The organism is Micromonospora sp. NBC_00858 (genome assembly GCF_045207365.1).
GTDB lineage: Bacteria > Actinomycetota > Actinomycetes > Mycobacteriales > Micromonosporaceae > Micromonospora.
Genome location: NZ_CP108828.1, coordinates 1,302,685 through 1,328,965 on the forward strand (window position 1 = coordinate 1,302,685; position 26,281 = coordinate 1,328,965).

The 26,281-nt window shown below is 68.7% G+C and carries 21 protein-coding genes; 16 read left to right on the plus strand and 5 right to left on the minus strand.

Annotated features, from left to right (window positions below; translation table 11 throughout):
* Nucleotides 1-15: 15 nt before the first annotated feature.
* From OG990_RS06235 to OG990_RS06270, 8 genes are all read left to right on the plus strand, one after another.
* Nucleotides 16-582, plus strand: a complete 567-nt coding sequence (locus OG990_RS06235) for a GDSL-type esterase/lipase family protein (RefSeq protein WP_406081675.1) — start codon at nucleotides 16-18, stop codon at nucleotides 580-582.
* A gap of 266 nt (nucleotides 583-848) precedes the next feature.
* The gene (locus OG990_RS06240) at nucleotides 849-3,443 is read left to right on the plus strand and encodes a M4 family metallopeptidase (RefSeq protein ID WP_406079338.1); all 2,595 of its coding nucleotides are present in this window, start codon (nucleotides 849-851) and stop codon (nucleotides 3,441-3,443) included.
* 101 nt (nucleotides 3,444-3,544) lie between these two features.
* Nucleotides 3,545-7,363, plus strand: coding sequence for a carboxypeptidase regulatory-like domain-containing protein (locus OG990_RS06245; protein ID WP_406079339.1), 3,819 nt, complete (start codon nucleotides 3,545-3,547; stop codon nucleotides 7,361-7,363).
* Between the two features lie 259 nt (nucleotides 7,364-7,622).
* On the plus strand, nucleotides 7,623-8,069 hold the full coding sequence (locus OG990_RS06250) for a hypothetical protein (protein WP_386983219.1): 447 nt from the start codon (nucleotides 7,623-7,625) through the stop codon (nucleotides 8,067-8,069).
* Between the two features lie 39 nt (nucleotides 8,070-8,108).
* Nucleotides 8,109-8,516 (plus strand): hypothetical protein, encoded by a 408-nt coding sequence (locus tag OG990_RS06255; RefSeq protein ID WP_386983217.1) that lies wholly within the window; start codon nucleotides 8,109-8,111, stop codon nucleotides 8,514-8,516.
* Between the two features lie 150 nt (nucleotides 8,517-8,666).
* Complete coding sequence (locus OG990_RS06260) at nucleotides 8,667-9,263, plus strand: hypothetical protein (protein ID WP_406079340.1); 597 nt, start codon at nucleotides 8,667-8,669, stop codon at nucleotides 9,261-9,263.
* The gene (locus OG990_RS06265) at nucleotides 9,247-9,873 is read left to right on the plus strand and encodes an OmpA family protein (RefSeq protein WP_406079341.1); all 627 of its coding nucleotides are present in this window, start codon (nucleotides 9,247-9,249) and stop codon (nucleotides 9,871-9,873) included. Before OG990_RS06260 ends, OG990_RS06265 begins: the two co-directional genes overlap by 17 nt.
* An 88-nt stretch (nucleotides 9,874-9,961) precedes the next feature.
* A complete protein-coding gene (locus OG990_RS06270; protein WP_406079342.1) occupies nucleotides 9,962-10,900 on the plus strand; it encodes a phosphotransferase family protein in 939 nt (312 codons plus the stop codon).
* 20 nt (nucleotides 10,901-10,920) lie between these two features.
* Here OG990_RS06270 and OG990_RS06275 read toward each other — a convergent pair whose 3' ends face one another.
* Nucleotides 10,921-11,580: a DNA alkylation repair protein gene (locus OG990_RS06275; RefSeq protein WP_406081676.1), complete on the minus strand. Its 660-nt coding sequence runs from the start codon at nucleotides 11,578-11,580 to the stop codon at nucleotides 10,921-10,923.
* A gap of 191 nt (nucleotides 11,581-11,771) precedes the next feature.
* Nucleotides 11,772-12,380, minus strand: a complete 609-nt coding sequence (locus tag OG990_RS06280) for a DJ-1/PfpI family protein (protein WP_406079343.1) — start codon at nucleotides 12,378-12,380, stop codon at nucleotides 11,772-11,774.
* 197 nt (nucleotides 12,381-12,577) lie between these two features.
* On the opposite strand from OG990_RS06280, the gene OG990_RS06285 reads away from it, so the two are divergent.
* The 5 genes from OG990_RS06285 (at nucleotide 12,578) to OG990_RS06305 (ending at nucleotide 17,585) form a co-directional block, all read left to right on the plus strand.
* Nucleotides 12,578-14,413, plus strand: coding sequence for a glycoside hydrolase family 15 protein (locus OG990_RS06285; protein WP_406079344.1), 1,836 nt, complete (start codon nucleotides 12,578-12,580; stop codon nucleotides 14,411-14,413).
* 185 nt (nucleotides 14,414-14,598) lie between these two features.
* Complete coding sequence (locus tag OG990_RS06290; protein ID WP_328418143.1) at nucleotides 14,599-15,441, plus strand: enoyl-CoA hydratase/isomerase family protein; 843 nt, start codon at nucleotides 14,599-14,601, stop codon at nucleotides 15,439-15,441.
* 257 nt (nucleotides 15,442-15,698) lie between these two features.
* Nucleotides 15,699-16,406, plus strand: a complete 708-nt coding sequence (locus tag OG990_RS06295) for an alpha/beta hydrolase (RefSeq protein WP_328418141.1) — start codon at nucleotides 15,699-15,701, stop codon at nucleotides 16,404-16,406.
* Nucleotides 16,407-16,482: 76 nt separating this feature from the next.
* Nucleotides 16,483-16,857, plus strand: a complete 375-nt coding sequence (locus OG990_RS06300; RefSeq protein ID WP_328418139.1) for a metalloregulator ArsR/SmtB family transcription factor — start codon at nucleotides 16,483-16,485, stop codon at nucleotides 16,855-16,857.
* Nucleotides 16,854-17,585, plus strand: coding sequence for a cation diffusion facilitator family transporter (locus OG990_RS06305; protein ID WP_406079345.1), 732 nt, complete (start codon nucleotides 16,854-16,856; stop codon nucleotides 17,583-17,585). The genes OG990_RS06300 and OG990_RS06305 overlap by 4 nt, the downstream gene beginning before the upstream one ends.
* 87 nt (nucleotides 17,586-17,672) lie before the next feature.
* Here OG990_RS06305 and OG990_RS06310 read toward each other — a convergent pair whose 3' ends face one another.
* Nucleotides 17,673-18,044, minus strand: a complete 372-nt coding sequence (locus OG990_RS06310) for a winged helix-turn-helix transcriptional regulator (RefSeq protein ID WP_386983199.1) — start codon at nucleotides 18,042-18,044, stop codon at nucleotides 17,673-17,675.
* Between the two features lie 60 nt (nucleotides 18,045-18,104).
* On the opposite strand from OG990_RS06310, the gene OG990_RS06315 reads away from it, so the two are divergent.
* Entirely contained in the window at nucleotides 18,105-18,794 is a 690-nt protein-coding gene (locus OG990_RS06315; RefSeq protein WP_406079346.1) for an NAD(P)-dependent oxidoreductase, read from the plus strand.
* 336 nt (nucleotides 18,795-19,130) lie between these two features.
* On the opposite strand, the gene rph is transcribed toward OG990_RS06315, so the two are convergent.
* Entirely contained in the window at nucleotides 19,131-21,728 is a 2,598-nt protein-coding gene (gene rph, locus OG990_RS06320; RefSeq protein ID WP_406079347.1) for a rifamycin-inactivating phosphotransferase, read from the minus strand.
* A gap of 337 nt (nucleotides 21,729-22,065) precedes the next feature.
* On the opposite strand from rph, the gene OG990_RS06325 reads away from it, so the two are divergent.
* Both OG990_RS06325 and OG990_RS06330 read left to right on the plus strand, forming a co-directional pair.
* Complete coding sequence (locus OG990_RS06325; RefSeq protein WP_406079348.1) at nucleotides 22,066-22,644, plus strand: alpha/beta fold hydrolase; 579 nt, start codon at nucleotides 22,066-22,068, stop codon at nucleotides 22,642-22,644.
* Between the two features lie 150 nt (nucleotides 22,645-22,794).
* Nucleotides 22,795-24,237, plus strand: coding sequence for a hypothetical protein (locus OG990_RS06330; protein ID WP_406079349.1), 1,443 nt, complete (start codon nucleotides 22,795-22,797; stop codon nucleotides 24,235-24,237).
* Nucleotides 24,238-24,370: 133 nt separating this feature from the next.
* Here the strand turns inward: OG990_RS06330 and OG990_RS06335 are convergent, their stop codons facing one another.
* Nucleotides 24,371-25,675: an IS256 family transposase gene (locus OG990_RS06335; RefSeq protein WP_406078623.1), complete on the minus strand. Its 1,305-nt coding sequence runs from the start codon at nucleotides 25,673-25,675 to the stop codon at nucleotides 24,371-24,373.
* Nucleotides 25,676-26,281: the final 606 nt, after the last annotated feature.

Sequence of the window (26,281 nt, forward strand, 5' to 3'; positions counted from 1 at the left end):
CCGCCGATCGTGCAGATGCGATGCCTAGGGTTTCGACCACGGCCGCCGAGGCTGGCGCGGCCCCTCGTGCGCGGGTGGGTCGTCAACCAAGGCATCGCCGGGAACCGCCTCCTGCGCCACGGCGTCGGCGAACACGCGCTGGCGCGTTTCGACCGCGATGTTCTCTCGATACCGGCCCTGACCCACGTCCTGGTGCATCTCGGCATCAACGACCTCGGTCTGCCCGGCATGCTGGGCGAACCTCCCGCCACCGCCGACGCCCTCATCGAAGGCTTCACCGCTCTGGCCGACCGTGCCCACCGGGCCGGCCTGAAGATCCTCGCCGCCACCATCGGTCCCTTCGCGGGCGCCGACCCTGGGATCAGCACGCCGGAGGGCCTTGCCATCCGACGCGACGTGAACGATTGGATCCGTACGACCGGCGCCTTCGACGCCGTCCTCGATGTGGCCCGAGCCGTCGCGAACCCTCATGCCCCCGACTACATCCACCCCGCGCTGGACAGCGGCGACGGCATGCACCTGAACGACAAGGGTGCCGAGGCCATGGCCGACGCTGTCAACCTGGACGACCTCGCGCTCTAGCCTGCTGCCGGCGTAACGGCACATACGCCCGCGAGCGCCGCCGCTCTCGCCCGGGTGCAGTGCCAGCCGCCAGGACAGCTCCACCTGGACACCCCCCGGCCGTTCGGTATGGCCGTCGCACCGCAAGCCGTCTGCAGGCGTTCTGCAAGCGGATGGCGCGATCCTCCGCACGCCTGAAACTCATGAGGGCCGATACATCGGTGGGAGCGTCAGCCATCTCCCTGACGGGGGTTGACGCGGCACCGTGTCCACTGGGGAGGTTCATCGTGCCTGTGTTCGTACGCCGTCTGCGGCCGTGGCTGGTTGCCGGCGGTGACGCTCTGCTCGCCACGGCGCTGACCGTGATCGTTTGCTGGCTGGTGCTGCGGTCGCTGGCCGGCGGCGCGGCCGGGCCGGTCGGCGCCTACCTGGCCGGTGACCTGGCCGGGCTTGCCGCCGCCGTCGCCGCGAGTACGGGCGCGCCGCTGGACTGGAGCATCGGCGCCACGGGTGGCCGGCTGTACCCGATCTCGATGCTGCTGAGCGGTTCGAAGCTGGCGCTGCTGGTGGCCGGGCCGTTGGCCGCGGCGGTGCTGCTGGCCTGGCGGGCCGGCCGCCGCCGGCGGTCACTCGGTCAGGCCGCGCTGGTCGCGGGCGGCTATGCGGCCCTGATCGGGGGGCTGTCCGCCACGGGCGCCGCCACCGCGACGGATCCGCTGGTGCACCTCGCGTCGCCCGCCTGGCTCGCTGCGCTGGCCGCGCTGGCCTGGGCGTCACTCGCCCAGCTGGCTGCGGCCGCGCTGGCGCCACGCGCGGCGAGGCGGCTGGCCACGCCGGCCCGGGCCGGCGTGCTGGCCCTGGTGGTGGTAGCTGCGGGCATGGTGGTCGGGCAGCCCGCTGCGGCGCAGCCGGCGCGGTCCCCGGCCGAGCGGGTGGTGCCATTCGCGGGCGACCCGACGCCGGCGCCTGGCGGCTACCAGCGGGCCGGGGTCGCGGACGCCCTCGCACGTGTGGGGACCGAGCAGGGACAGGCGCCGGTCGTCGCGTTCGAGCCGTGGCGGGGGACGCCGTCGATGCTGAGCCTGTCCAGCCGCCTCGGCGGGGATGTGCCGGGCTGGCTGCGGCGCAACTCGGGCCTGTTCGGCGTGGCCGACGCGAGTGCCCAGCTACGGCCGCTACGCGAGCAGCGGGAGCGCACCGGCGAGCGGCACGTGTGGTTCGAGCAGCACGTGGGCGGGGTGCCGGTCTACGGCTCCCGGGTCGGTGTGCACCTGGACGCCGCCGGGCGCACGGTGGAGTTCCTGACCAACTCGTTGGAGCCGGACCTGGTCGTGGACGGACGCAGCGCCTCGGTCAGCGCGCAGACCGCGACGGCGAACGCCCGCGTCGCGCTGCCGGATGGCTCGCTGGTGGAGCCGGCGAAGCTGTACCTGCTGCCCGCCGCGGCGGACCCGGGCCGCCGTACGCCGACCGTGCTGGCCTGGCACGTGTGGCTGACCGACGTCGGTGAGGGCGTGTCGACGTCGTACTTCGTCGACGCGGCGACCGGGCGGCTGGTGTATGCGCTGCCGCGCTCCGCGCATGCCAAGGACCGGCGCATCTACGACCTGAACAAGCTCTCCGACGACAAGGTGCCGGCGTTCCCGAAGCGCAAGGAGGGCGACGGAGCGAGCGGCATCCAGGACGTGGACGAGGCGTACGTCAACCTCGGCCACACCTACGACTACTACCAGCAGACGTTCAGCCGGGACAGCTTCGACGATTCCGGCGGGCAGCTACGGGCGCTGGTCCGGGTCCGCCAGGACCCGGATGAGCCGATGCGCAACGCGGCGTTCGTGCCGGATGTCATCGACACGATGCTCTTCGGCGAGGAGATGACCAAGCTGGACGTGGTGGCGCACGAGATGACGCACGGGGTCACCTTCGAGACCGCCGACCTGTGGTACATGTACCAGTCCGGGGCTCTCAACGAGAGCTTCTCCGACATCTTCGCCGAGGCCGTGGAGAAGTTCGCGACCGGTAGCAACGACTGGCTGGTCGGCACCGGCATCCCCGGCGGCGCACTGCGCAGCATGGCCGACCCGTCGTTGTACGGCGATCCCGGCCACTATCGCGACTTCGAGCGCAGCTGCCTGGACATGGGTGGGGTGCACACCAACTCGGGCATCCAGAACAAGGCGTTCTACCTGCTGTCGCAGAAGATCGGCATCGACAAAGCCGCGCGGATCGCCTACCGCACCCTGACCACCTACCTGTCGCCGCGGGCCCGGTTCACCGACTCCCGGGTCGGGTTCATCGAGTCCGCCAACAAGCTCTACGGCAAGGGCTCAACCGAGGCCAAAGAGTCGGCCGCGGCGTGGACCGCGGTCGGCGTCGATGGCGTGTACGAGCAGGCCAGACAGGACTGCCTGTGCATCGCCGACACCTCGCTGTCCGGGGTGGGCCCGGAGGGCCTGGAGCCGCAGGGTCCGGGCGTGGACGCGGTGCTCGGCGCGCTGCTGCACGTACGGGACCTGTTCGCCGACGGGCGCACCCCGGCGCTGCGGCACTACGAGGTCGTCTACGCCGACGGTGGCGACCGGGCGATCGCGCTGATGGCCGCCGACGACGACCTGCGCCGGCGCACCGCCCACGCGATGCAGACGCTGCAACCGGTGCTGCAGACCGTCGGCACACCGGACGGCGACGCCACAGTGGTGAGGGCGGAGATGCTCGCCGAGGTGGAGACGTTGCTACGTGACTACGCGGCCGCCGACCGGGCGGCTGGTGGCGGCGCGCTGGCCTCGGTCATCGAGACCGAACTCGGCAAGGCGAACCTCCCGGCGCTGTCCGGGCTGACCGCCAACCAGGCGTTGTCGTACCTCGACACGCACGTCGGCTGATTCCCTCTCCGGCGGTGGCGGGCGCACGCGCGCCCGCCACCGCCCCACGCCCAGACGAGGACTCCATGCATACCTCCCCTTCCGCGCCACGGTCGCGGCCCGTGCGGTGGCTCGCCGCCGCGGTGGCCGTCGTACTGGCAACGACCCTGTTGACCGCTCCCGCTCCTGCGGCTGGTGCCGCGGCCGACAAGCTCCAACCGGCGGCGCGCCAGGCGCTGACCGGCGGGCGCACCGCCGATCTGATCGTCGAGCTGGCCGAGAGCGCCGACCTGAGCGCGGCCCGCGGGCTGCGGACACATGCCCAGCGCACCGCCTACGGGCAGCGGACCCTGTCCACGCTGGCCGAGCGCAGCCAGCGCGGCATCCGGCAGCTGCTCACCCAACGCAAGGTCGACCACCATCCGTTCTGGATCGTCAACGCGGTCCACGTCGAGCACGCCGACGCGAAGCTCGCCGCCGAGCTGGCCGGCCGGCCCGAGGTACGCACCGTACGCACCATGCGCACCTTCCAGCTGCCGGAACCGACCCCGGCGCAGCGAGCCGCGGCGGCCGCAGCCGTCGAGTGGAACATCGACCGCATCAAAGCCCCGCAGGTGTGGTCGCAGTTCGGCGTGCGCGGCGAGGGCATCGTGGTCGCCAGCATCGACAGCGGCGTGCAGTTCGACCACCCCGCGCTGGTCCGCCAGTATCGCGGCAACGTCGGCAACGGCGTGTTCGACCACCGGTTCAACTGGTACGACCCGTACGGTCAGTGCCTCACCGCGCCCTGCGACACCCACGGCCACGGCACGCACACCATGGGCACCATGGTCGGCGACGACGGCGACGGCACCCAGATCGGCGTCGCGCCGGGCGCGCGCTGGGTGGCCGCCCGCGGCTGCGTCGGCGGCGGCTGCACCGAACTGGCCCTGCTGCTGGCCGGCGAATGGGTCATGGCGCCGTTCGACGACACCTTCACCTTCCGTCCCGACCTCGCCCCGCACATCGTCAACAACTCGTGGGGCTCGCCGGTCAGCGACCCGTTCTACAGCCAGGTGGTCAGCCGGTGGATCGACGTCGGCATCATGCCGGTCTTCTCCGCGGGCAACAGCGGCCCCGCCTGCGACACTGTCGGCTCGCCCGCCGACTACACCCAGGCGTACGCGGTGGCCGCGTTCGACGCCGACAACGCCATCGCCGACTTTTCCAGCCGCGGCGCGGCCGCCACGGAGATCAAGCCGGACATCGCCGCGCCCGGCGTCGCCGTGGTGTCCTCGGTGCCGGGCGGACGCTACGAGGCGTACAACGGGACCTCGATGGCGGCGCCGCATGTCTCCGGGGCGGTGGCGCTGCTGTGGTCGGCGGCACCGGAACTGATCGGCAACATCCCCGCGACCCGGGCCCTGCTCGACGGCGGCGCGGTCGACGTCGCCGACACGCAGTGCGGCGGCACAGTGGCCGACAATCCCGTCTGGGGCAAGGGCCGCCTCGACGTGCACGCCGCGGTCGTCGCCGCGCCGCACGGCCCCCGAGGCACGTTGACCGGCGTTGCCCGAGGGCCCGCCGGACCGGTTGTCGGCGCGTCGGTGCGGCTCAACGGGCCCAACCGCACCGAGCGGGTGGCCACCACCGACACCGCCGGCCGCTACACCGTCACCGTGGCGCCCGGCACCTACACCCTGTCGGTCAGAGCGTTCGGGTTCAGCGACGGCGCCATCTCCGCCACCGTGACCGCCAACAGCACCGCGACGACCGACCTGAACCTCGTCGCGCTGGCGCGGCACGCCATCACCGGCGTGGTCCGCGACCCGGGCGGCTTGGGCACCCCCGGTATCGCGGTGAAGTTGCTGGCCACACCGCTGCCTGCGGTAGTCACCGGGCCCGACGGCGCTTACCGCATCGACGGCGTGCCGGTCGGTGGGTACACCCTCACCTTCGGGGCGGGCCGCTGCCTCAGCGCGGGCAGCCGGCAGGTGACGGTGGACGGGGCGGAGACGGTCGACCTGCGCCCGCCCGCCCAGGTGGACGCCTCCGGCTACCAGTGCAACGGCACGACCGCGCCGTTCCCGGCGGGCACCACCACCCTGGCGCTCACCGGCGACGACGAGTCGACGCAGGTGAGCCTGCCCTTCCCGGTGCCGTTCTACGGCCGCAACCAGACCACCATGTGGGTGGCCACCAACGGATTCCTCACCTTCGACCGGGCCACGGACAACTCCATCAACCGGGAGGTGCCCAACCCGTCCACCCCGAACGCGGCGGTCTTCGGGTTCTGGGACGACCTGATCGTCGACGCCCAGGCCGAGGTGCGCACCGCCAGCTACGGTGCCGCACCCGACCGGAGGTTCGTGGTCGAGTGGCGCAACGTGACGTTCTACGAGGACGGGACGCAGCGGGTCACGTTCGCCATCGAGCTCTCGGAGACCGGCGCGGTCACCGTGCACTACCGCGACCTGACCACAGGTGCCGTGGCCCGGGGCGCGGGGGCGAGCGTGGGCGTGGAGAACCAGGCCGGCACCATCGGGCTCGAATACTCCCGCGATGTGGCGGCGCTTCGCCCGAACAGCGCCATCACGTTCCGGGCGGCCGGATCCCTACACGGCACCGTCACCAAGCCGGACGGGTCACCGGCCGCCAACGCGCTGATCTCGGCCGTCACGGGGGACACCTCCGCGGTGACCACCACCGCGGCGGCCGACGGCACGTACGTGCTGCACCTGCCGCTGGGCACGTACACCGTGGACGTCTCGCTGGTCACCTTCGGGATCCACCGCTCCACCATCGTGCTCGACACCAGCGGGGAGCGGATGCGCCACGACGTGCGGCTGTCACTCAACGAGCGCACGGTCAGCGGCGTCATCCGGGACTCACTCGGACAGCCGGTCCGGGGCGCCGAGGTGTGGCTCGCGCACAGCGATCTGCCGACGGTGCGGATGACCACCGCAGCGGACGGGGCGTACCGGTTCACCAACGTCCCCGAGTCCGACGTGGCCACGTACGTCTACGCGAGCGTCAACAGCTGTCAGCGTGACGGGCGGCTCTACCTGCCGACGATCATCGGTGGCGACGCGGTCAACGACATCACGGTGGTCTCCCCGATGGGCGTGATCGACGGCGCCGACGGGTTCGGCCACCAGTGCCTGCTGGGCGCGGTGGAGCCGAGCTTCGCCACCACGACGGTGACGACCAGCGAGTACGGGGCACCGACCGCGGTCCCGCTGCCGTTCCCGTTCCGGCTGTACGGCCAGCAGTTCAGTACGGCATACGTGTCCCGCTACGGCTACCTGACGTTCGAGCCGGCGAGTTACCAGAGCGGCTCCAACAGCACGCTGCCCAGCAACAGCGCGTCCGCCCCGGACGCGGCGGTATACGCCTTCTGGGACAGCCTGGCCATGGACGGCTCGTCCCGGGTCGCCCACGGCACCGCCGGCACCGCGCCGAACCGGCGCTTCATGGTCTCCTGGCAGGACATGCTGCTCGACGGTGAGCGACTCAGCGTCGACGCGGTGTTGCACGAAAACGGCCGCATCGACGTGCAGCATCGGTCCCTGCCCGACACCGCGGACGGGCGCGGCGACGGCGCCACCGTCGGCATCGAGGACGCCGACTCCTCGTACGCACAGGAGTACAGCTACAACGAGGAGTGGCTGCGCTCCGGACAGTCGGTGCGGTTCCTGCCGCCCGGCACCGTCACCGGCGTCGTCACCGATGCCACGACCGGCGCGCCGCTGGCGGGGGCGACGGTGGAGTTCCTGCGGCTGGAGGAGGTCGAGGAGGAGACCGTCACCGATGCCACCGGCACCTTCACGCTGCGGGTGCCCCTGGGCACGTGGGACCTGGCGGTCGACGCCGCCGGTCACTTCCCCGGCACCGCGCAACAACGGCTCGACGCGCCGTACGGCACGGTACGACGTGATGTGACGCTGACGCCGATCGGCTGACGCCGGTGGGGTGGATGCGGGGCGGTCACCGCCCCGCATCCACCGCCGGTCAGCTCCGGTCCGTCGGCACAGTGGAATTGCGTCCTCAGACGGCCGTACGGGGCATCAACTGACGACTTTGCCGGGGCCCAGGATCAGTACGTCTCGAACCGTCGCACTGCAAGGCGGTTGCAAGCGGACTGCATTCGGTGGAGGAAATCATCCAACCTGCGGCTGCCGTGACGGGACGCCGTGCACACCCTTCAAAAAGGAGTACGCAGTGAATCTACGACGCATTGCGACCGCGTTGGTCGCCTTGGTAGCCACCCTGACGGCATCGGCGGTGATCGCCAGTCCGGCCCAGGCGTACTCGGGACCGCACTACTGGATGTACACCAACGACGGCAATCCCGGTGGCCGCGTGGACTTCTGGCCCGACGGGGACATCGTCCAGGTCTGCGACATCCAGGCCGACGGCGCGCACGTCAACGTCGTGCTCCACGACATTTTCACCGGCGCCGGTTACAGCGTCCAGGCGTCCGGCAACGGCAACTGCACCACCCGGCGGGCCAGCCAGGGCGGCTCCTATGACCTCAACGAACGTTCCAGCAGCCGGGGCTGCTACCTGTTCAACATCCGCCTGTGGGACGACATTCACTACGTCTCCGGCAGCGAGGACAAGGCCGCCTGGTGGAACGACAACGCAGCGAAGCGGTCCGACTGCTGAGGAACGTTGGACGAGCACCCGACGACAAGAAGGAGCACGATGGCCAAGCGACAGTGGTCCGTAATGGCAGTCATCGCAAGCGCAACCCTCATGGTGGGCTTGTCCGCGCAGCCGGCCCAGGCCAGCGGATCCGTGTGCACCGTGTGGTACGGCGGCGAGTTCTGCTCGGGCGAAGTCAACTTCGTATCGAGTGACGAGATCCTCAAGGTTCTCGATGTCGAGGCAGATGGCCACGGCGTCAAGGGTTTTCTCCAGCAGTACTACAACTCGAGCTGGCACTGGGTCACCCCGTCCAGCGGTCTCTACAACGGGTACGGCAACGGCTGGACAGCGGTCCACGACTACGACATTCCCGAAGGCAGAGACGTGCGCTACCGGGTCTGTCTCACCGATGGCGCCAGTGGCTCTCCGTATGCCTGCAGCGCCTGGGCCCTCGACAGCGCCTGACCCGTTGTCCGTCGAGGGGCAGGGTGCGTATCGCCTCGGCGCCCATGCCTCTGACGGGCAGCTACATCGCGCTCCACCCGCGGCAGTGACACTTCGTGACCTTGCCGCGGGTGGGGGAGCGGTCGTCGCTCAATACTCAAGGGGACACGAATGAAAGGGACCACCGTGCGAGTGCCCAAGGCGATGACCGCGATCACGCTGGCATTGGCCGCGACGCTGCTGACCACCGGCTGCATGCCCGGGTCGAAGCCGGAACGGGAGCAGGCCGCCGCAGGCGGTGGGGCGCCGGGAAAGCCTGACGAGCGGGCACCGGTGATCGCGACGGTGGAGGCGCAGGTCAGCCACGCGGGCCATGTCGTGCCACTCAAGGTCGAGCTGTTTGGGCCGCGCCGGGACCAAGGGTTCGTGACGGTCAACGTCCGGGTGACGAACCTGACGCCGGAGGGTCAGGGTTCGTCGTTGGGTTGGCAGATCAACGACGCCTTCGCCGGGTCGACCAGAAGCGTCGGCGGCAAGCAGAGCTTCTCCGGCGTCTACCTGCTCGATCGGAAGAACCACAAGCAGTACCTGGTGGCGCGGAACGCCAACGAGGAGTTTCTCGCCTCGGCCAACTTGAACGCGGTGTTCGTGAAGCCGCAGCAGGCGGCCGAACTCTTCGCCACGTTCGGGGCTCCGCCGGCAGACGTGACCGCCCTCGACCTGGCCATCCCGCAGATTCCGGTGTTCGAGAATGTCCCGCTCGGTTAGCCGCCCGCTCGGGCGGGTCACAGTCACGATCGCCGCCGGCCTGCTGCTCCTCTGCCCCACGGCGGCGTGGGCGGCGCCCGGAGCCGCGTTCGACCCGCCGACGATCGCGGTGGGCGGGCCACGGCTGGAAGCCGACGACGGGCAGGTGACCGCTCCGGTGGTCGACGTGGTGGCGCCGGCGGTGGATGTTTTCGTCGTCACCGGCAGCGTCGAGGGTGACAGCACCGAGGCCGAGAGCACCGATCGGGTCGAACTGACCCTCGGCGCGGACGTGCTGTTCGCGTTCGGCAAGGCCGATCTGTCCCCGGCCGCGCACCAGCGGCTGGCACAGATCGCAGACCGGATCCGTCAGCAGGCCAAGGGCGTGGTCCGGATCGACGGACATACGGACGGCATCGGTGACCCGGCCGACAACCAGGAACTGTCGCGGCGGCGTGCCGAGACCGTTCGGGTCGCGCTCGCGGCGCTGCTGGCCGGCGTTCCGGTGACCATGCAGGCCGCCGGTCACGGCGAGAGCGAGCCGATCGCGGTGGAGACCACCCCGGAAGGTAGGGACATACCGGCCGGCCGGGCGAAGAACCGCCGGGTCGAGATCCGCTTCGACAAATAGCGGTGTACGGCGGCTGAGGCGCGTGCGGGGGCGCGAGTCACCGCCCACGACCGGCCCGCCCACGTGCGGGGGTAGAGAATGCGACCTTATGGATTACCCGACCAATGACGAAGTGGTCCGGCTCCTGCGCCGCTGGACGGGCGAGGCGGACCCCCGACTGCTGGGTCGGGGGATGGAAGGGCTTGTCTACGAGATCGACCAGGAGCGGGTCGCCAAGGTCTGGTTCGGCCAGTCGGAGGTGTCGCTGCAGCGCACCCGGGTGTTCTACGACGCGTTGGCCGGGAAGCCCTTCGAGTTCGCGGTCCCGCGGATCCACGAGGTCCATGTGATCGAGGACCGCTGCGTCACGATCGAGCAGCGGCTGGCCGGCACGACCATGACCGACCAACTGGAGGCCGGTCGCATCAGCGTTGACGAGGCCAGGTCGGCGTTCGTCGACGTGCTGGCTCAGTTGGCGGGAAGTGGGCCCCTGCCCGAGGGGCGGGCGCTGTCGGTCATGGATGAGGACGTGTCGCTCTACGACGCGGAGGACGATTTCCCGGATGCGCTCCACGCATTGGTGAAGCGTCGCGTCGCCCGATTCCGGCCGGTGCTCGACCCGGCTGTCGAGGACCTCGACAAGAAGCTCAACGCGCTGCAGGACCGCCTGCGTGATGTCGACAGCGGACGGCGGTCCGTCGTCCATGGCGACATGATCCCGGGCAACATCCTGGTGAACGACGCCGGTGGTCCTACTGCGGTTCTTGACTGGTGTTTCCTCACGACCGAGGGCGACCCGGTGTTCGACGCCTCCGTGGCAGCCTCGATTTTCGACATGTACGGAAAGCACGCCCTGGACACCGAGCTCGGTCTCTACGCGCACATCGAGCAGCGCCTGGGCTACGAGCGGGAGGCGCTCCTGGTCTACCGTGCGGCGTACTCCCTGATCACGGCGAACGCCTACGACGCCCAGGGCAGGGACGGCCACTTCGCCTGGTGTGTCGCGGCCCTGAACCGGCCCGACGTCGTACGAGCGCTCGTGGGCTGAGCGAAGCCGGTTCGCATCTTCTACCTACCGTGCTGTCGGCGCACCATCTCGCTGATCCAGATGGGCGCGAACGGAGAGGTGCAGCCCGGGGAAGTCGGGTAGTCCTTGAGCACCTCCAAGCGCTCACCGATGTCGATTGCACGGGCGCGGTGCTCGGCGTGCTCGATTCCGATCTGAGCCAGGCAGTGGTTCATCGCCCACTGCAGGCGATCCGGGGCGTCTTTCATCTCCGTCTCGACGACGTCGAGCAGTCCTGGGAGGTCGAGGATCTCGGGCTTCTTCGTGACGCGTTCGGTGGTCAGCGCCCAGCCGGCACTCGCGACCACTGGATCCGGATCGGCGGACCAGGCCAGGCGCAGCTCTTCGGAGTGCGGGTTCTTCTTCACCACGTAGTTCACGAGCCAGTCGTGCACCTTGGGTGTGCGCGCCTCGCGCAACATGACGTCCAACTCGTCACGCCCGAACGCCTTCGGGCGGCAGATCAAGATCGCCAGCAGCCTCGCCGCGGTGTCACCCGTCTGCCAGAGCTGGCACGCGAGTTCCTGCTGCGTCTTCAGCCGCTTTGCGAGCGCGCGCAGCTTGCCGAGGTGCACACCGTGATCGTCACCGTGGTTCTCGTTCACCTCGCGTGTCTTCGGGTCCTCGAGCTCGGCCAGCTCGGTCATCACCTCGGCCACCATCGTCTCGGTCAGCGTCGTGTCGGCCACCTCAGCCTCCTGTCCCATCGCGTGCGAGATGCAGCCTACGACGGAAGTCGGCCACCTGTCGGACTCGCCGACTCGACGGCGCCACCGACACGAAATCCCTCCAATGCGCTCAGGAGTCGCCGCTATGACTGCAGGCAGGCCCGGGAAGGCTCATCGCGAGGGCGTCAGCGCAGTGCAACCTCACCTGCGTGGACGGCGCGTACGGCGCGCTCGACAGTCTCCTGATTTTCGCCGACCGGAGCCACGTAATCGAGGACGTCGCGCGCGGCGTCCTCCCCGAGCATTCGGCTGATCACCCAGGTGGCGAGATACTGGGACGCCAGGCAACCGCCCGCCGTGGCGACGTTTCCCTCGGCGTGGAACGGCGCGTCCAGCACGGTGACGTCGCAGGCTTCGACATAGGGCCGGCTCGTCATGTCTGTGCAAGCCGGCATGCCGGCCAGCAACCCGAGCCGGGCGAGCACAAGCGCGCCGGAGCACTGCGCACCGATCAGCTGTCGCGAGGGATCGAGCAGCAGCCTGGAGAGCAGTTGGTCGTCGGCGACCACGTCTCGCGCCTTCACCCCGCTACCGATCAGCACGACGTCGGCTTCGGTCACGAACTCCATCGGGCGCTGTCCGGTCACCTCGACGCCGTTCATCGACGTGACCACCGGCGTCGGCGTCGTAATGAAGGCCTCCAAGCCGCCCTTACGGCACCGGTTGATCAGCGCGGAAGCGATGAAGCTGTCGAGCTCGTTGAACCCGTCGAAGGTCACCACGGCTACCTGCATCACGACTCCCTCAAGGACGGCACCAGATCTGCAATCTCCCTGGCGGGCCTTTCCAGGTCGAGAGCCAATCAGCGGCTGGCGGCATGCCTACCGCGCCCAGTGGCTGTTTGAAGATCATCGGGTACAGTGGTGCGTTATAGGTGCTTCGTCCGGTAGGGAGTAGTCTGGTAATGCTGAGATAATTTGGGGAGGCATGGGTGGATTCGTACCCTGCGTTGGAAGCCCATGGCTTGATCGGTGATCTGCAGACCGCGGCGCTGGTGGCGAAGGACGGGACGCTGGACTGGTTCTGTGCCCCTCGGTTCGACTCGCCGAGCGTGTTCGGCGGCCTGCTCGATCGGCACAAGGGTGGGTACTTCCAGGTGTCGCCAGAGGGCGTCGACTACGTCAGTAAGCAGTTGTACCTGCCCGGCACACCGATCCTGATCACCCGCTTCCTGAGCGCGGACGGCGTGGGTGAGCTGGTGGATTTCATGCCCGTCGCGGGGGATCAGCCCACCGACCGCCACCGCCTGGTGCGGATGCTGCGGGTTGTTCGAGGTGTCATGCGGTTCCGTGTCGACTGCCAACCCCGCTTCAACTACGGGCGGGATCCGCACGAACTCGACGCGTACCCCGCCGGTCACGTTTTCCGCAGCTCTGCGCTCTCCCTCGCCGTGAGCCTCGTTCGATACCCCGAAACCCAGCCCGCCGAGCAGGGAGTCCAGCGTAAGGACGATGGCATCTGGGCTATCGCCACGCTGCGCGAGGGCGAGGCCGGGGGTGCCGTTCTGGAAACAGGAGTGTCGCCTGACCTGCCACGCTTCTACACGCCCGGCGAGGTGCAGGAGTTGCTGGAGCAAACCCGCGACTTCTGGCGGCGTTGGCTGGGCCGTTCCCGCTACACCGGTCGTTGGCGGGAGATGGTCGAGCGGTCGGCGATGACGCTCAAGCTCATGACGTACGCGCCGACCGGCGCGCTCATCGCCGCCCCCACCGCCGGGCTGCCCGAGCAGGTCGGCGGCCAACGCAACTGGGACTACCGCTACACCTGGATCCGCGACGCGTCAATCTCCGTACACACCCTGCTCAAGCTGGGCTTCACCGAGGAGGCGTGGCAGTACATCCACTGGGTCGACGAACGGGTCCGGGAGGCCAGGGACCGGGAGGTGCCGCTGCAGATCATGTACCGCATCGACGGCTCACCCGATCTCTCCGAGGAGGTGCTCGACCACTTCGAGGGTTACCGCGGATCAGCGCCCGTGCGGATCGGCAATGCCGCCGCGAACCAGCTGCAACTCGACATCTACGGCGAGCTACTCAATGGCCTCCACGAAGCCGCCAGCCTTGGTCTGCAGACCTCTCACCAGTTGTGGCTGAACACCGTGCGACTGGTCGACTGGGTCTGCGAGCACTGGGACGAGCCCGAAGACGGGATCTGGGAAACCCGGGGCGGCCGCCAGGACTTCACCTACGGGCGGCTGATGTCCTGGGTCGCCCTCGACCGGGCTGTCCGCCTCGCGCACCGAAGCGGACGACCGGCCGACACCGCCCGGTGGGTGCAAAACCGAAACCAGATCTACCACCAGATCATGGCCCGCGGCTTCCACCCCGGACGCGGTGCCTTCGTGCAGCACTACGCGACCGACGTCCTGGACGCGTCGCTGCTCGCCATGCCCGGCGTCGGACTGGTCTCATCAATGGATCCGATGTGGCAGTCCACGCTGCGGGCGATGGACGCGGATCTCGTGTCCGACAGCCTGGTTTACCGATACGACCCGACCGCCTCGCCCGACGGCCTTCCCGGCCAGGAGAACACCTTCACCATGTGCACCTTCTGGTACGTCCGGGCCCTCGCCGAGTCCGGACGGCTCGACGACGCCACGCTGACCTTCGAAAAGATGCTCACCTACAGCAGTCCTCTCGGCCTCTACTCTGAGGAGATCGCACCCACCGGTGAGCAGACCGGCAACTTCCCGCAGGCGTTCAGCCACCTCTCGTTGATTGGCACGGCGGTGAGCCTCGACCACCTGCTCGACGCCCGCCGCCCCTGAGGAGTCGCGCGGTGCGCCCTGGGGATCTGGTGAAGCGCCACGGCTGGGCGGAGCCAGTCCGTACCATCGACAGCGACCATCGGGCACCGATCCGTCGCATGACGTGAGGCCCCGGCGCTGGTCGCCCCGCGGATCTCACCGCCGCTGCCCGCGGCTTCGGTCTCGCGACGGAGAGGAGCAGGCGGATGAACACCTCGTTCGAGACCCTGCGTACCGAGCTGACCGGCGGCGTCCTGACGGTGACGCTGGACGCGCCGCCGATCAACATGATCGGCCCGGAGTTCGTGCGGGACCTGGTCACTCTGCTTGACCGCCTGACCAGAGCCACAGAGGTACGGGTAGTCGTCTTCGACACCGCCGACCCGGACTTTTTCATCTCCCACGTCGATCTGACCAAGGTCGCCGAGTACACGGCCGAGGCGGCCAAGGCGGGCGGGGGTCCACAGGACGCCTTTCTCGGGATGGTGCTGCGCAAGCTGAGCGAGGTGCCGGTCGTCACGATCGCGAAACTGCGCGGACGGGCTCGGGGAGCGGGCAGCGAGTTCGTGCTCGCCTGCGACATGTGCTTCGCGGCACGGGAGAACGCGCTGCTCGGCCAGCCCGAGTGCGGTTTCGGCGTGGCACCCGGAGCTGGTGGCGTACAACATCTAGCGCGCCGGCTCGGCCGAGGACGGGCCCTCGAGATGATCCTCGGCGCGCAGGACGCGGACGCCGACCTCGCGGAGCGGTATGGGTGGATCAACCGGGCGCTGCCGGACGCCGAGCTCGATGAGTTCGTGGCCACGCTGGCCCGGCGGATCGCGTCCTTTCCCCCGGCGGCGATTCAGGCCACGAAGCGGGCGATCAACGAGCTGACACTGCCACCGGCCGAGGCCGTACGCGCCGACGGCCGCCGGTTCCAGGAGTTGGTCGCCGCCCCGGAGGTGCAGGACCGGTCGAAGGAGTTGTTCGGCCGGGGCTTTCAGACCCGGGGGTCGCTGGAGCTTGATCTCGGCACACGGGTCGCTGATCTGCCGGCCGCCGGGTAAGCGCCGCCGCTGGATGGTGCGCAGCGGTTGGACGCGACCGTGACGTCATCCAGGCATGGAGGCGGGAAAAGCAGGTAAGTACCCGCTGGGCCGAGTTTGGCCGATGCCACAACGGGCGCCTGCTTGGCCGGGGTCCGCCGTTTCGCCCCTCGCTGGGCCCGCCCAGATGCCAGTCAAAAGACTGAATCGGCGGTCATCGGGTCGCCCTACTGTCAACGTCGCGCCGGACGGCGTCGCTCAGCAACAGGAGGAACACAGTGAGTGCAGACTCGACGACGAAGAACGTCGTCCTCGTACACGGCGGCTTCGTGGATGGGTCCGGCTGGCAGGCCGTTTACGACGAGCTCACCAACGACGGCTACAACGTCAGCATTGTGCAGAACCCGACCACCTCGCTTGCGGGCGACGTGGCTGCCACCAACTGGACCCTCGATGAGCAGGACGGGCCTGTCATCCTCGTCGGCCACTCCTTCGGCGGCGTCGTCATCAGCGAGGCGGGAAACCACCCCAAGGTTGCTGCGTTGGTCTACATCGCGGCATTCGCCCCGGACAAGGGGGAATCCGTCAACACTCTGATCGCCAACCCGCCGCCCGGCGCCCCCGTGCCGCCGATCCTGCCTCCCAGGGACGGTCTCCTGATGCTCGACCGGGAGAAGTTCGCCGACTCGTTCGCTGGCGACCTCCCCGCGCAGCAGGCCGCCTTCATGGCTGCCTCGCAGGTGCCGTGGGGCGCGGACGCGCTGGCCGGTCAGGTGACCGAACCCGCCTGGCGCGGCAAGCCGAGCTGGTACCTGGTCGCCACCGAGGACAGGATGATCCCGCCACCCGCGCAGCGGGCAATGAGCGAGCGTGCCGGCTCCACGGTGGTGGAGGTCGCCGGAAGTCACGCGATCTACGTGTCCCAGCCCGGTGCGGTGGCATCGTTGATCAAGGACGCGGCCAGCGGATTGAACAGCGCTGCATAGTCCGCCACGTGCTTATGGCGGCCCGACCCCGAAGGGTCCACCACCCGGCATCGCCTGACTGGGCTATTATCGCGCTATGGCGATGATGGACGACGGGTGTGTGACTGCGGCAGTTGCGGGCGGGATGAGCCCTGCGGTAGCGCTGTTCCGGTCCCTGGCCGATGAGACGCGGCTGCGGATCGTGGCGCGGCTGGCCGCCGGGGAGGCCCGGGTCGTGGACCTGACCGGCGAGCTGGGCCTCGCCCAGTCCACTGTGTCCAAGCATCTCGCCTGCCTGCGTGACTGCGGCCTGGTCGACTACCGCGCCGAGGGCCGGCAGTCGTTCTACGCCCTCACGAGGCCTGAGCTGATGGACCTCCTGCAAGCCGCCGAAGGCGTGCTCGCCGCGACCGGCTCCGCCGTTGCGCTCTGCCCCACCTACGGCACCGACACCCCTGCGGTGACGAGGTGAGTGTCCCGCTCCGCACGGCACCAAGCCCACCTCGGCGCGCTCAGCTCAATCGGCGCAGCCTGCACCTGGCCTACGTCACAGCCGGCTACAACCTGCTCGAAGGCGTCTTCGCCGTCGCCGCTGGCGCGGCGGCGTCCTCGACGGCGCTGCTCGGCTTCGGCCTCGACTCCTTCGTCGAGGTCTCCAGCGCCTTGGTCGTCATCTGGCAGTTCCGCTCCCGCGTCCCCGAAAACCGCGAGCGCCTGGCGTTGCGACTCATCGCCGTGTCGTTCTTCGCCCTGGCCGCCTGGGTCACCGTCGACGCCGCCCGCAGCCTGCTCGGCAGCGAGCGGGCCGAGACGTCGCCGATCGGGATCGGCATCGCCGCCGTCTCCGTCGTCGTCATGCCGCTGCTGGTCTGGGCCAAGCGGCGCACCGGGCGCGAGCTCGGCTCGGCCACCGTCGTCGCCGACTCCATGCAGACCATGCTCTGCACTTATCTGTCCGCGATCGTGCTCGTTGGTCTGCTGGCCAACGCCACCCTCGGCTGGTGGTGGGCCGATCCCATCGCGGCGCTGGTCATCGCCGCCGTCGCCGTCCGCGAAGGCGTCGAGGCGTGGCGCGGCGAGCAGTGCGACGACTGCGCCCTGCCCGCCGTTGGCGGCGAGACCGACGGCGCGGCGAGCTGCGGCTGCGGCCCTGGCTGCACTGATGCCTGCTGCGCCAACCAAGACCGCAGCCTCCGGTAGCCGCGGCGGTTCCGGACCGGCGAACTACAGCTCTCGACTCATGGGAGTTTGCTCCCAGGACGTTCTAGCGTCCTCGCCTCTGACGAATCACGACAAGCGCGAGTCATACGACTTTCGGGCGGCCACCAGCTCGGACCTGTTTTCTCTGGTCCAGGACCGCGCAGCTTCGATAAGAGTCAGCAGGCTCCGACCAAGCGGCGTCAGTGCGTACTCAACGCGCGGCGGGTTTTCATCGTAAGACGTACGGGTGACGGTGCCGTTCCGTTCCATGGCCCGCAGTGTCTCGGTCAGAACCTTCGGCGTGACCGTCCGCAACGGCACCCGGAGTTCACTGAACCGACGCGGCCCATGCTCCAGGCACAGCACCACCATCGCAGTCCATTTGTCACCGATCTGGAACGGCAGCACACTCGACGGGCACGCTGGATCGAACATGTCCGCGTCAAGCTTCAACGTCACCGCTCGAACCTACCCCAGTACCGTTGCAGTAACCGGCCCCCAGCCGACTAGCGTCGCGCCATGACCAGCATCGCGATCTTCGGAGCCGGCGGCCGGGCGGGTCGCGCCGTAGCCGCCGAGGCACACCGCCGCGGACATCACGTCACCTCGATAGTCCGGAACCCCAACAAATACCCCGACATCACCTCCGCGGTACGCGGTGACGTCACCAACCCGCAATCAGTCTCCGCGATCGTGCACGGCCACGACGCCGTCGTCCACGCGGTCAGCCCCGCATCCGGACCAGAGGCGCTCGCCACCCTCGACCTCGATCCGGGCTTCTTCGCCAAGGCCGCTGACGCTCTTCTCTACGGACTGTCCCAAGCCGGCGTACCCCGACTGATCGTGATCGGCCTGTTCGCCAACCTCAAGGATGCGGAAGGTCGGCTCCTGCTCGACGATCCCGCCGTACTACCCGTCGATTTCCGACCCTTCGCCCTTGCCCACACAGCCGGTCTGGACAGACTCCAGGCAGCAGACACAATGGTCGACTGGCTCATGCTCACCCCACCCGCCGCATTGCACATGGACGCCCCACGCACCGGCCGCTACCAGGTCGGCGGGGAGCACGTCCCGGACCAGGAGGTCGCACATCTCTCGTACGCCGACTTGGCCGTAGCGACAATCGACGAGATCGAGGCGCCCCGCCACCATCGCACTCGCGTGTCCATTTTCAGTGACATCCGGCAGTCAGCCCACCGCGACGAATGACCGTCTTACTCACACCTCGAAATCTCTGGAGAAACGGTGTATTGACTCACCAGGCCATGGTCACAGGCCGAACAGGTGCCGTGGCGCCTGATCGCGACTTGCCCACTGAGGTGCCGGTTACGCCGCCGCTGCCACATCTGGTGAACGAACGACATCGAACGTGACGCCGCCCGCCGCCAGGCTGTTCGCCGGCGCCGCCAGGGACCGCGGCGCCTGCTGAGCCTGCCCGACCACCCGGCGGCGGGCGCGCCTACTGGACGGCGCTGTAGTTCGGTGGACCCTGCTTAGCGTTGCTTTGGGCCGGACGCTATGAACAGCCTTCTCGGTCGGTGGCCGTCAAGGCAGGATCTCGATGTACCCGTCGGTTCCGTGCACGCGAATCCGCTGCCTATCCAGGATCAGCTTCGTCGCATGCTCCACACCGACGACGGCGGGCAAGCCGTACTCCCGGGCGACGACCGCGCCGTGGGTCATGAGGCCGCCCACCTCCGTCACCAACCCCTCAATCCCGACGAACAGGGGTGACCAGCTCGGGTCGGTGTGGGCGGTGACCAGAATGTCGCCTGGTTCGAGATCGGCCTCGGCCATGTCCAGGATGACGCGGGCTCGGCCCTCGGCGATCCCGCCGGAAACCGGGAGGCCGACCAGCGCCCCGGTCGGCACGTCGTCGCGTCGGTACGCCCCGGTGATGCCCTCACCTTCCGACGTGAGCACCCGGGGCGGTGTGAGCGCTTGATACGAACTGAACGCGTCCTTGCGGCGGTGGATGAGCTGATCGTCGGCCTGGTTCGTGCGCACGACGTCGTGAAGCTCCTGGAACGTGAGGTAGAAGATGTCTTCCTTCTCGCGAAGCACGTCGGCCTGTACGAGGCGTTCGGCCTCTTCCAACAGGGCCTGCTTGTAGACGAAGTAGCGGCTGACAATGGCGTACTTCGGGTACTCCCGGTAGCCGATGAAGGTCCGGACTCGGTCGATCATCCGCTTGGTCTCTTCGGCTTTCCGCTCCCCGTCCGGCAGGGCCCGCAAGTGCTCCAGGACGTCCTGTTCCTTCTTCTGCGCCTCCTGTCGCCCTTGCTCGAAGCGTCGCTTGCGAGCGCCCGGCTCGAAGTTCCTGATGTTGTCGAGGATGACGGGCACGAGCGTGGTGGGGCGTTCGCTCCAGCGTGGCCTCGTGATGTCGATCTCGCCGGCGCAGCGCATGCCGTACCGGTCGAGGTAGGCCTCGATGGCGTCGCGCGCTTCCTGGCCGCCAGGGAGCTTGGCCAGCTCGTCCAGGAAGCCCTCGTCCTCGACCTCCTGCAGGAAGGCCACCACCTCCGGGTACGGGCGGATGACGTCAGCGACGTCCAGGAGCTCCAGTCCCATCTCCGACGTGACGTTGCCGGGGGCGGACAGCGTGAGGGTGTCGGCCGCGTTCTTCTCGCCCAGCCACTCCTGCAGCTGGTCGTTGAGCCACCAGGTGGACTCCATCCCCGCCATGATCGCCTGCATGCTCAATGGATCACCGAGGACTCGCTTGTGCTCCTGGAAGGCCTCCAGCAGGAAGTCGAACAGTGCCGGTCCGGTCTTCGTCCGGATGTCGCGCCGCAGGGCGGCGATGGATGCCTGGCTGCGCTCGATCAGCTCGGTGACGATGGCCGGTTCGGTCTCGATGGGGGCGGGCGAGCCGCCAGCGGGCGGCCCTGCTGGACCCTGATCGGGGAGCGTCGGGACGAAGTCGCCGCGGTCGAGGACTGTTTCCAGCGCGTCCCTGATCAGCGGATCGCCCCTCCCCACCGCCTCCAGCAGGCCGGCGCGGCTCGCGGGCGAGGCCAGGGCCCGGGTGGCGTCGACGAACAGCCTCCCGCCGGCGCCGTGCATCGGCGCCATGGCCGTCAGCTGCCACATGGAGAGCCCCAGGGGCTTCATGGGGTCGGTCATCATCTGCTGATGACCGACGGAGACGTAGACGTGGTTCTCACCGTCGCCGGTCTCGGGAACGGGGAACAGCGTGGTGATTGGCCGGCTCTGGACGAGCTGGAAGTCATCGTCGACCAGGCACCATTCGATGTCCTGCGGGTGGTCGAAGTGTGCTTCGATCCGCCGCCCGAGCTGCACGAGCCGTACGACCTGTGCATCCGTCAGCGCCGGCTGCTCCTGCTGTTCCGAGCTGATCGCCTGTTCCTGCGTCCCGCCGGTCGGCAGGGCGTGGATGGCAAGCCGCTTGGTGGCGATCGCCTTGTCGATGATCTCACCGTTGCGGACCTTGTAGGCGTCCGCGTTCACCAGCCCGGAGACCAGGGCCTCGCCGAGGCCGAAGCTGGCCTCCACGGTGGCGACCTTCCGGTTGCCCGTGACGGGGTCGGCCGTGAAGAGGACGCCGGCAACCTGCGGGAAGACCATCTGCTGCACGACAACGGCCATGTGGACCGAGCGGTGGTCGATGCCGTTCCGCTGACGGTAGGTCACCGCCCGCTCGGTGAAGAGCGAGGCCCAGCACCGGCTGACGTGCTGGAGGATCGCCGCCGGCCCCATGACGTTCAGGTACGTGTCCTGCTGGCCGGCGAAGGAGGCCGTCGGCAAGTCCTCCGCCGTCGCGCTGGATCGGACGGCGTAGGCAGTTCGCTCACCGAGCTGGGTGAGGGCCCGGGTGATTGCCGCCGCCACATCGTCGGGGAGGACGATCCCTTCGATGGTCCGACGGATCTCCGCGCTGAGCGTGCGGATCGTCTCCCGGTCGCCCGGGTTCAGGCGCGACAATTGGTCGAGCCGATCGTCGATCGACGGCCGTTCGGCCATGATCCGCCGGAAGGCGTCCGTCGTCACGCAAAAGCCGGCCGGCACGCGGCTGCCCTCGATCCGCGACAACGCCCCCAGGTGCGCGCCCTTGCCGCCAACGACCGCGACCTGCGTCTCGTCGATCTCTTGGAGACCCAACACGTACTGCTCGATCATCGCGATACCTCCGAGGCAGCCGTCGTTCGCTGCACTCGACTGACCCCCAATGCCACCAGTGGCTCGACGTCACCGCGCCCCCCGTAGGTCGACAACAACACACGCACGTCGTGCCCCATTTCTTCGTCCGTTCCTGGCTCCGGCCGACGATTCTGCGGCAAGACCCGGGCCTTGCGGCAAGCCCCCCGGTGCGATATACGTTAAAGTGGGATCGCTTCCCTTTGTTGTTGTCCGCTGCAGACTGAAACCGTTCTCGCGAAGCGTTGGCGTGGCGAGCTAGCCAACTCCGCGAGGCCGTCGCTGCTCTTCCCGCAGGCGGTGCCCAAGGAGGATCGTCATGGCGGTGACCCCGCAGATCTTGTTCATTCAGGGTGGCGGCGCCGACGTGCACGACGAATGGGACAACGAGCTGTTCGACAGCTTGAGGCGGGAGTTCGGGGACGGGTACGAGGTTCGCTACCCGCGCATGCCCGACGAGGGCGACCCGAGCTACGCCAAGTGGAGCGCGGCCATCCGGCGGGAGATCGCGGCCCTGGACGACGGGGCGGTCGTCGCCGGCCATTCAGTGGGCGGGACGATCCTCATCAACGCGCTCGCCGAGCGGCCACCGGAGCGGAAGCTCAAGGCGATCGTGCTGATCGCCGCTCCGTTCGTCGGTGCGGGCGGCTGGCCCGGCGGCGAGTTCGAGCCGCCGCACAACCTCGGCGCGAGGCTGCCGCAAGGCGTGCCGGTGCATGTGTTCCATGGACTCCAGGACGAAACTGCTCCACCGTCGCATGCCGACCTCTACACCCGCGTCATCCCGCAGGCACAGCTGCACCTGCTGCCCGGGCGCGATCACCAGCTGGACAGTGACCTGAGCGAGGTGGCGAGGGTGATCAAGCTTGACGACCTCCGACCCGTGGCCCCGCAATAGCGAAGAGTCCAGAGGCCGATAAGCGGGCTTCGGTGCGACCTGCCCGGGCGTAAGGTGCGGCCGGTGATCGGGGATGCCTGGTTGGATCGGTGTTCGTCGCCTTCGCCGTTGCTGCGTGGTCTGGCGAGGAACCCGGCAGCACCGAGCAGCGTGCTGCTCCGACTGGTGGAGACATGGCCGGAGCAGGTGTGCGAGGGGCTACGCCGTCGCCGCGAGCTGCCACCGCCGGTGCGGGACGCGATGCTGCGCCATCCCTCGCCCAGGATCCGCGGAGCGCTGGCCGCCCACCCGGGAGTCAACCCTCTGGTGCGTGCCAAGCTGCTGGCTGACCCGGCGTGGCGGGTGAGAATACGCGCGTTTGGCCGACCCGGACAGGAGCCGCTGCCCGACGACGTGCTGGTCAGGTTGTTGACCGAGCTCGACGGCCGACCCTCCGACATGCCGTTCACGCGGGAGGAGTTGATCGGCGAGTTGCTCGACGCAATGGGGTATGACCGGCGTCTGTTCCGGCTGGCCGCCGCACACCCCCGGCCGGGTGTGCGCCGGTTCGCGGCCGGTTCCCTGTACTGGCTGGACGAGCGGTCGCGCCAGGCGTTGCTGGACGATGAGGCGCCCGAGGTGCGGGCGGCGGCCGAGGCATCCGTCGCGCACCGGCAGCAGGTGATGGAGCCTGCGGATCTGCCGGATCAGCACTGTCACACGTTCTGGTACGTGCTGCAGCGTCCCCTCTCCCGAGCGCTGGTCGATCACGTGCTCGCCAGCGGCGACACGGCTGCGCTGCGAGTGATGGGTGAGAACCCGACGCTCCCGCCGGACGTGGTCGAGACGCTGCTACGCCACCCTGAGCCGTCGGTGCGGCAGGGAGTCACCGGTCGCGTCGACCTGACCGGCGACCAACTCGTCAGGCTCGCCAATGATCCGGTGGTCGAGGTCCGCACTGCGGTCTCCACCCATCCTGGCCTCACCGAGCTACAGCGGGCCGACATCGACATCGACGTGACCACTGTGCGGGACGACGGACACTTCGGCTCCGCGGACGTCCGCTGCCGTTCGATCCCGTATCCCGACGATGCCTCGCCGCAGCTCACTGAGGCGCTGTGCTGGGCCCGTTCGGTTAATCCGCTGCTGCGCCGCCGAGCGGCCCGCAACGCCGAGTTGCCGGTGGAAACGGTCACCATCCTCGCCGACGACTCTGACCTGGGCGTACGGGTCCTGCTCGCCCAGCACCACCCGGCCGCGCCGCCAGCGCTGCTGCTGCGCTGCTTCCTGGAGTACCACTGCTGCGGCCGCGACCGCCTCAGCGAGCTACCGCAGTTTCCCACCGAAGGACTGGCCCGCTTCGCCGACGACCCCGACCCGGCAGTACGGCGGCTCGTTGCCCTCGACCCGCACGCCAATCCCGAACTCGTCGACCGGCTCAGCACCGACCCGGACGCCACCGTGCGGCAGGCGATGGCAACCAGCCCTCGCCTCTCGGCACCGCGGATCGCCGCACTCCTCAATGATCCTGAACTGGCCGAGGCCGCCGCGGCCAACCCGGCCCTGACAGTCGAACAAATGCTGCACATCCTGGACGGGACCACCGCGAGCTAACACCAGACGACCGAGATGTCGGCTAGCCCGGCGTCGAACACACACGCGCGGCGTCCTTCAGTCGCCGGAAAACCCAGCGAAGTGGATTTGCTCGGGTCTGTCAAGAAAACGGTGTAACACGGGTTGTTGAGGACTACTTGCGGGCTGCGGCGAGTCGGCCTTCGAAGGCCATCTCGAAGGCGTTCAACGCTGGCTTCCAGCGCATCGTCCAGCGTTTGCGGCCCTGCCCGGTCGGGTCCAGGCTCATGACCGCGAGGTAGACACATTTGAGCGCGGCGGCCTCGTTCGGGAAGTGTCCGCGGGCGCGGACGGCCCGCCGGATCCGGGCGTTGACGCTCTCGATCGCGTTCGTGGAGCAGACGACGGTACGGATCTCGGCGTCGAAGGCCAGGAACGGCACGAACTCCGCCCAGGCGTTGGTCCACAGCCTGATGATCGCCGGATATCGGCCGCCCCAGGCCTCTGCGAACTCGTCGAAGCGGGCCTGCGCGGCCGCCTCGGTGGGTGCGGTGTAAACCGGCCGCAACGCCTTGGCGATAGCGTCCCAGTGTTGCCGGCCCGCATACCGGAACGAGGCTCTGAGCAGGTGGATGACACACGTCTGGACCACCGCGAGGGGCCAGGTCGCGGCGATCGCGTCGGGTAGTCCCTTCAACCCGTCGCAGACGACCATGCAGGCGTCGTCGACACCGCGGTTCTTCAATTCGGTCAGCACCTGCAGCCAGAATTTGGCGCCCTCCCCGCCGTCACCCGCCCACAGGCCCAGGATGTCGCGGGTCCCATCAACCGTGACCGCCAAGGCGACATAGATGGGCCGGTTGGCGACCTTGCCGTCTCTGATCTTCACGTGCACGGCATCGAGGAAGATCACCGGGTAGACCGGGTCGAGGGGCCTGTTCTGCCACTCGGTCATGCCGTCGATGACCTTGTCGGTGATCGTGGAGATCGTCTGGCGTGACACGTCAGCGCCATACACCTCGGCCAGGTGCGCGGCGATCTCACCGGTCGTCAATCCCTTAGCGGACAACGAGATCACCATGTCCTCGACCCCGGTCAACCGACGCTGCCGCTTCTTGACGATCTGCGGCTCGAAGCTGCCGTCACGATCACGCGGCACGGTGATCTCGACCGGGCCGACCTCGGTCAGGACCGTCTTACCGCGGGCGCCGTTGCGCGAGTTGCCGCCGTTGTTGCCCGCTGGATCGCCCTTGTCATAACCGAGGTGGTCGGAGATCTCACCGTCCAGGGCGGCCTCGATCACCCGCTTCGTGAGCTGCTGCAGCAGACCGCCGTCGCCGGTCAGCTGCAAGCCCGCTGCGCGGGCCTGCTCGACCAGGCGGCCGACCAACTCCGCGTCCACACCGTCCGCCGGCTTACCCACCGGGTTGTTCTTCTTCGCCACCGCGGAAGTATCCACGGCCATCGTCGTTTCGGTCATCAGGTGCCGCTCCTTGATCAGGAGTTACACCGTTCTTCTTACAGACCCATTTGCTCGGGACGTCCGTCGACGTAACTGACGATGTAGATGCCGTGCCATCGTTCGCGTACCGAGTATGGGGCGTCGCTCTTCATCCACTCCATGACCTGGTCCGGCGCGGGCGTCAGGGTCCCGAAGAACCCTTGCATCTGCTCGTCGGTCAACGGAGAGACGGTGAACAGCGCCGGCTCGGCCGACACGCCGTTGGCCATATCGATGATGGAGTGCGTCCCGGAGTCAGGCTGCGCTGCGAACAACGTGTCCGGGTCAGTCGGCTTGGGTCGCTGCTGGGCGGCGCGCCACTCGTCGAGGAGGAATTCGTTGATCCCGCTCTCGTTGTCCGCGGGATTGAGCGTGGCACGAAACTCGTCTGCGGTCAGGGCAAGGAGTGGGTTCGGCTCCTCGCTGTAGTAGGCACCTCGGGCGTACACGTCCTGGCGCAACTGTTCAAGCGCGGCGGCGACGTCCGGCTGGTAGGTGACGCCGTATGACCATCCTGATGCGCCCACGTTCTCCCCAGTTGACCTTGCCGCACGCTTGGCCTGCACATCGTGCCCTACAGGGATG

Bases quoted from the DNA above. Each gene is read 5' to 3' on its own strand.
- OG990_RS06235 (WP_406081675.1), top strand. From the start codon at position 16: ATGCGATGCCTAGGGTTTCGACCACGGCCGCCGAGGCTGGCGCGGCCC.
- OG990_RS06255 (WP_386983217.1), top strand. From the start codon at position 8,109: ATGGCCAAGCGACAGTGGTCCGTAATGGCAGTCATCGCAAGCGCAACC.
- OG990_RS06260 (WP_406079340.1), top strand. From the start codon at position 8,667: ATGAAAGGGACCACCGTGCGAGTGCCCAAGGCGATGACCGCGATCACG.
- OG990_RS06265 (WP_406079341.1), top strand. From the start codon at position 9,247: ATGTCCCGCTCGGTTAGCCGCCCGCTCGGGCGGGTCACAGTCACGATC.
- OG990_RS06270 (WP_406079342.1), top strand. From the start codon at position 9,962: ATGGATTACCCGACCAATGACGAAGTGGTCCGGCTCCTGCGCCGCTGG.
- OG990_RS06275 (WP_406081676.1), bottom strand. From the start codon at position 11,580: ATGGTGGCCGAGGTGATGACCGAGCTGGCCGAGCTCGAGGACCCGAAG.
- OG990_RS06280 (WP_406079343.1), bottom strand. From the start codon at position 12,380: ATGCAGGTAGCCGTGGTGACCTTCGACGGGTTCAACGAGCTCGACAGC.
- OG990_RS06290 (WP_328418143.1), top strand. From the start codon at position 14,599: ATGAACACCTCGTTCGAGACCCTGCGTACCGAGCTGACCGGCGGCGTC.
- OG990_RS06300 (WP_328418139.1), top strand. From the start codon at position 16,483: ATGGCGATGATGGACGACGGGTGTGTGACTGCGGCAGTTGCGGGCGGG.
- OG990_RS06315 (WP_406079346.1), top strand. From the start codon at position 18,105: ATGACCAGCATCGCGATCTTCGGAGCCGGCGGCCGGGCGGGTCGCGCC.
- rph (WP_406079347.1), bottom strand. From the start codon at position 21,728: ATGATCGAGCAGTACGTGTTGGGTCTCCAAGAGATCGACGAGACGCAG.
- OG990_RS06325 (WP_406079348.1), top strand. From the start codon at position 22,066: ATGGCGGTGACCCCGCAGATCTTGTTCATTCAGGGTGGCGGCGCCGAC.
- OG990_RS06335 (WP_406078623.1), bottom strand. From the start codon at position 25,675: ATGACCGAAACGACGATGGCCGTGGATACTTCCGCGGTGGCGAAGAAG.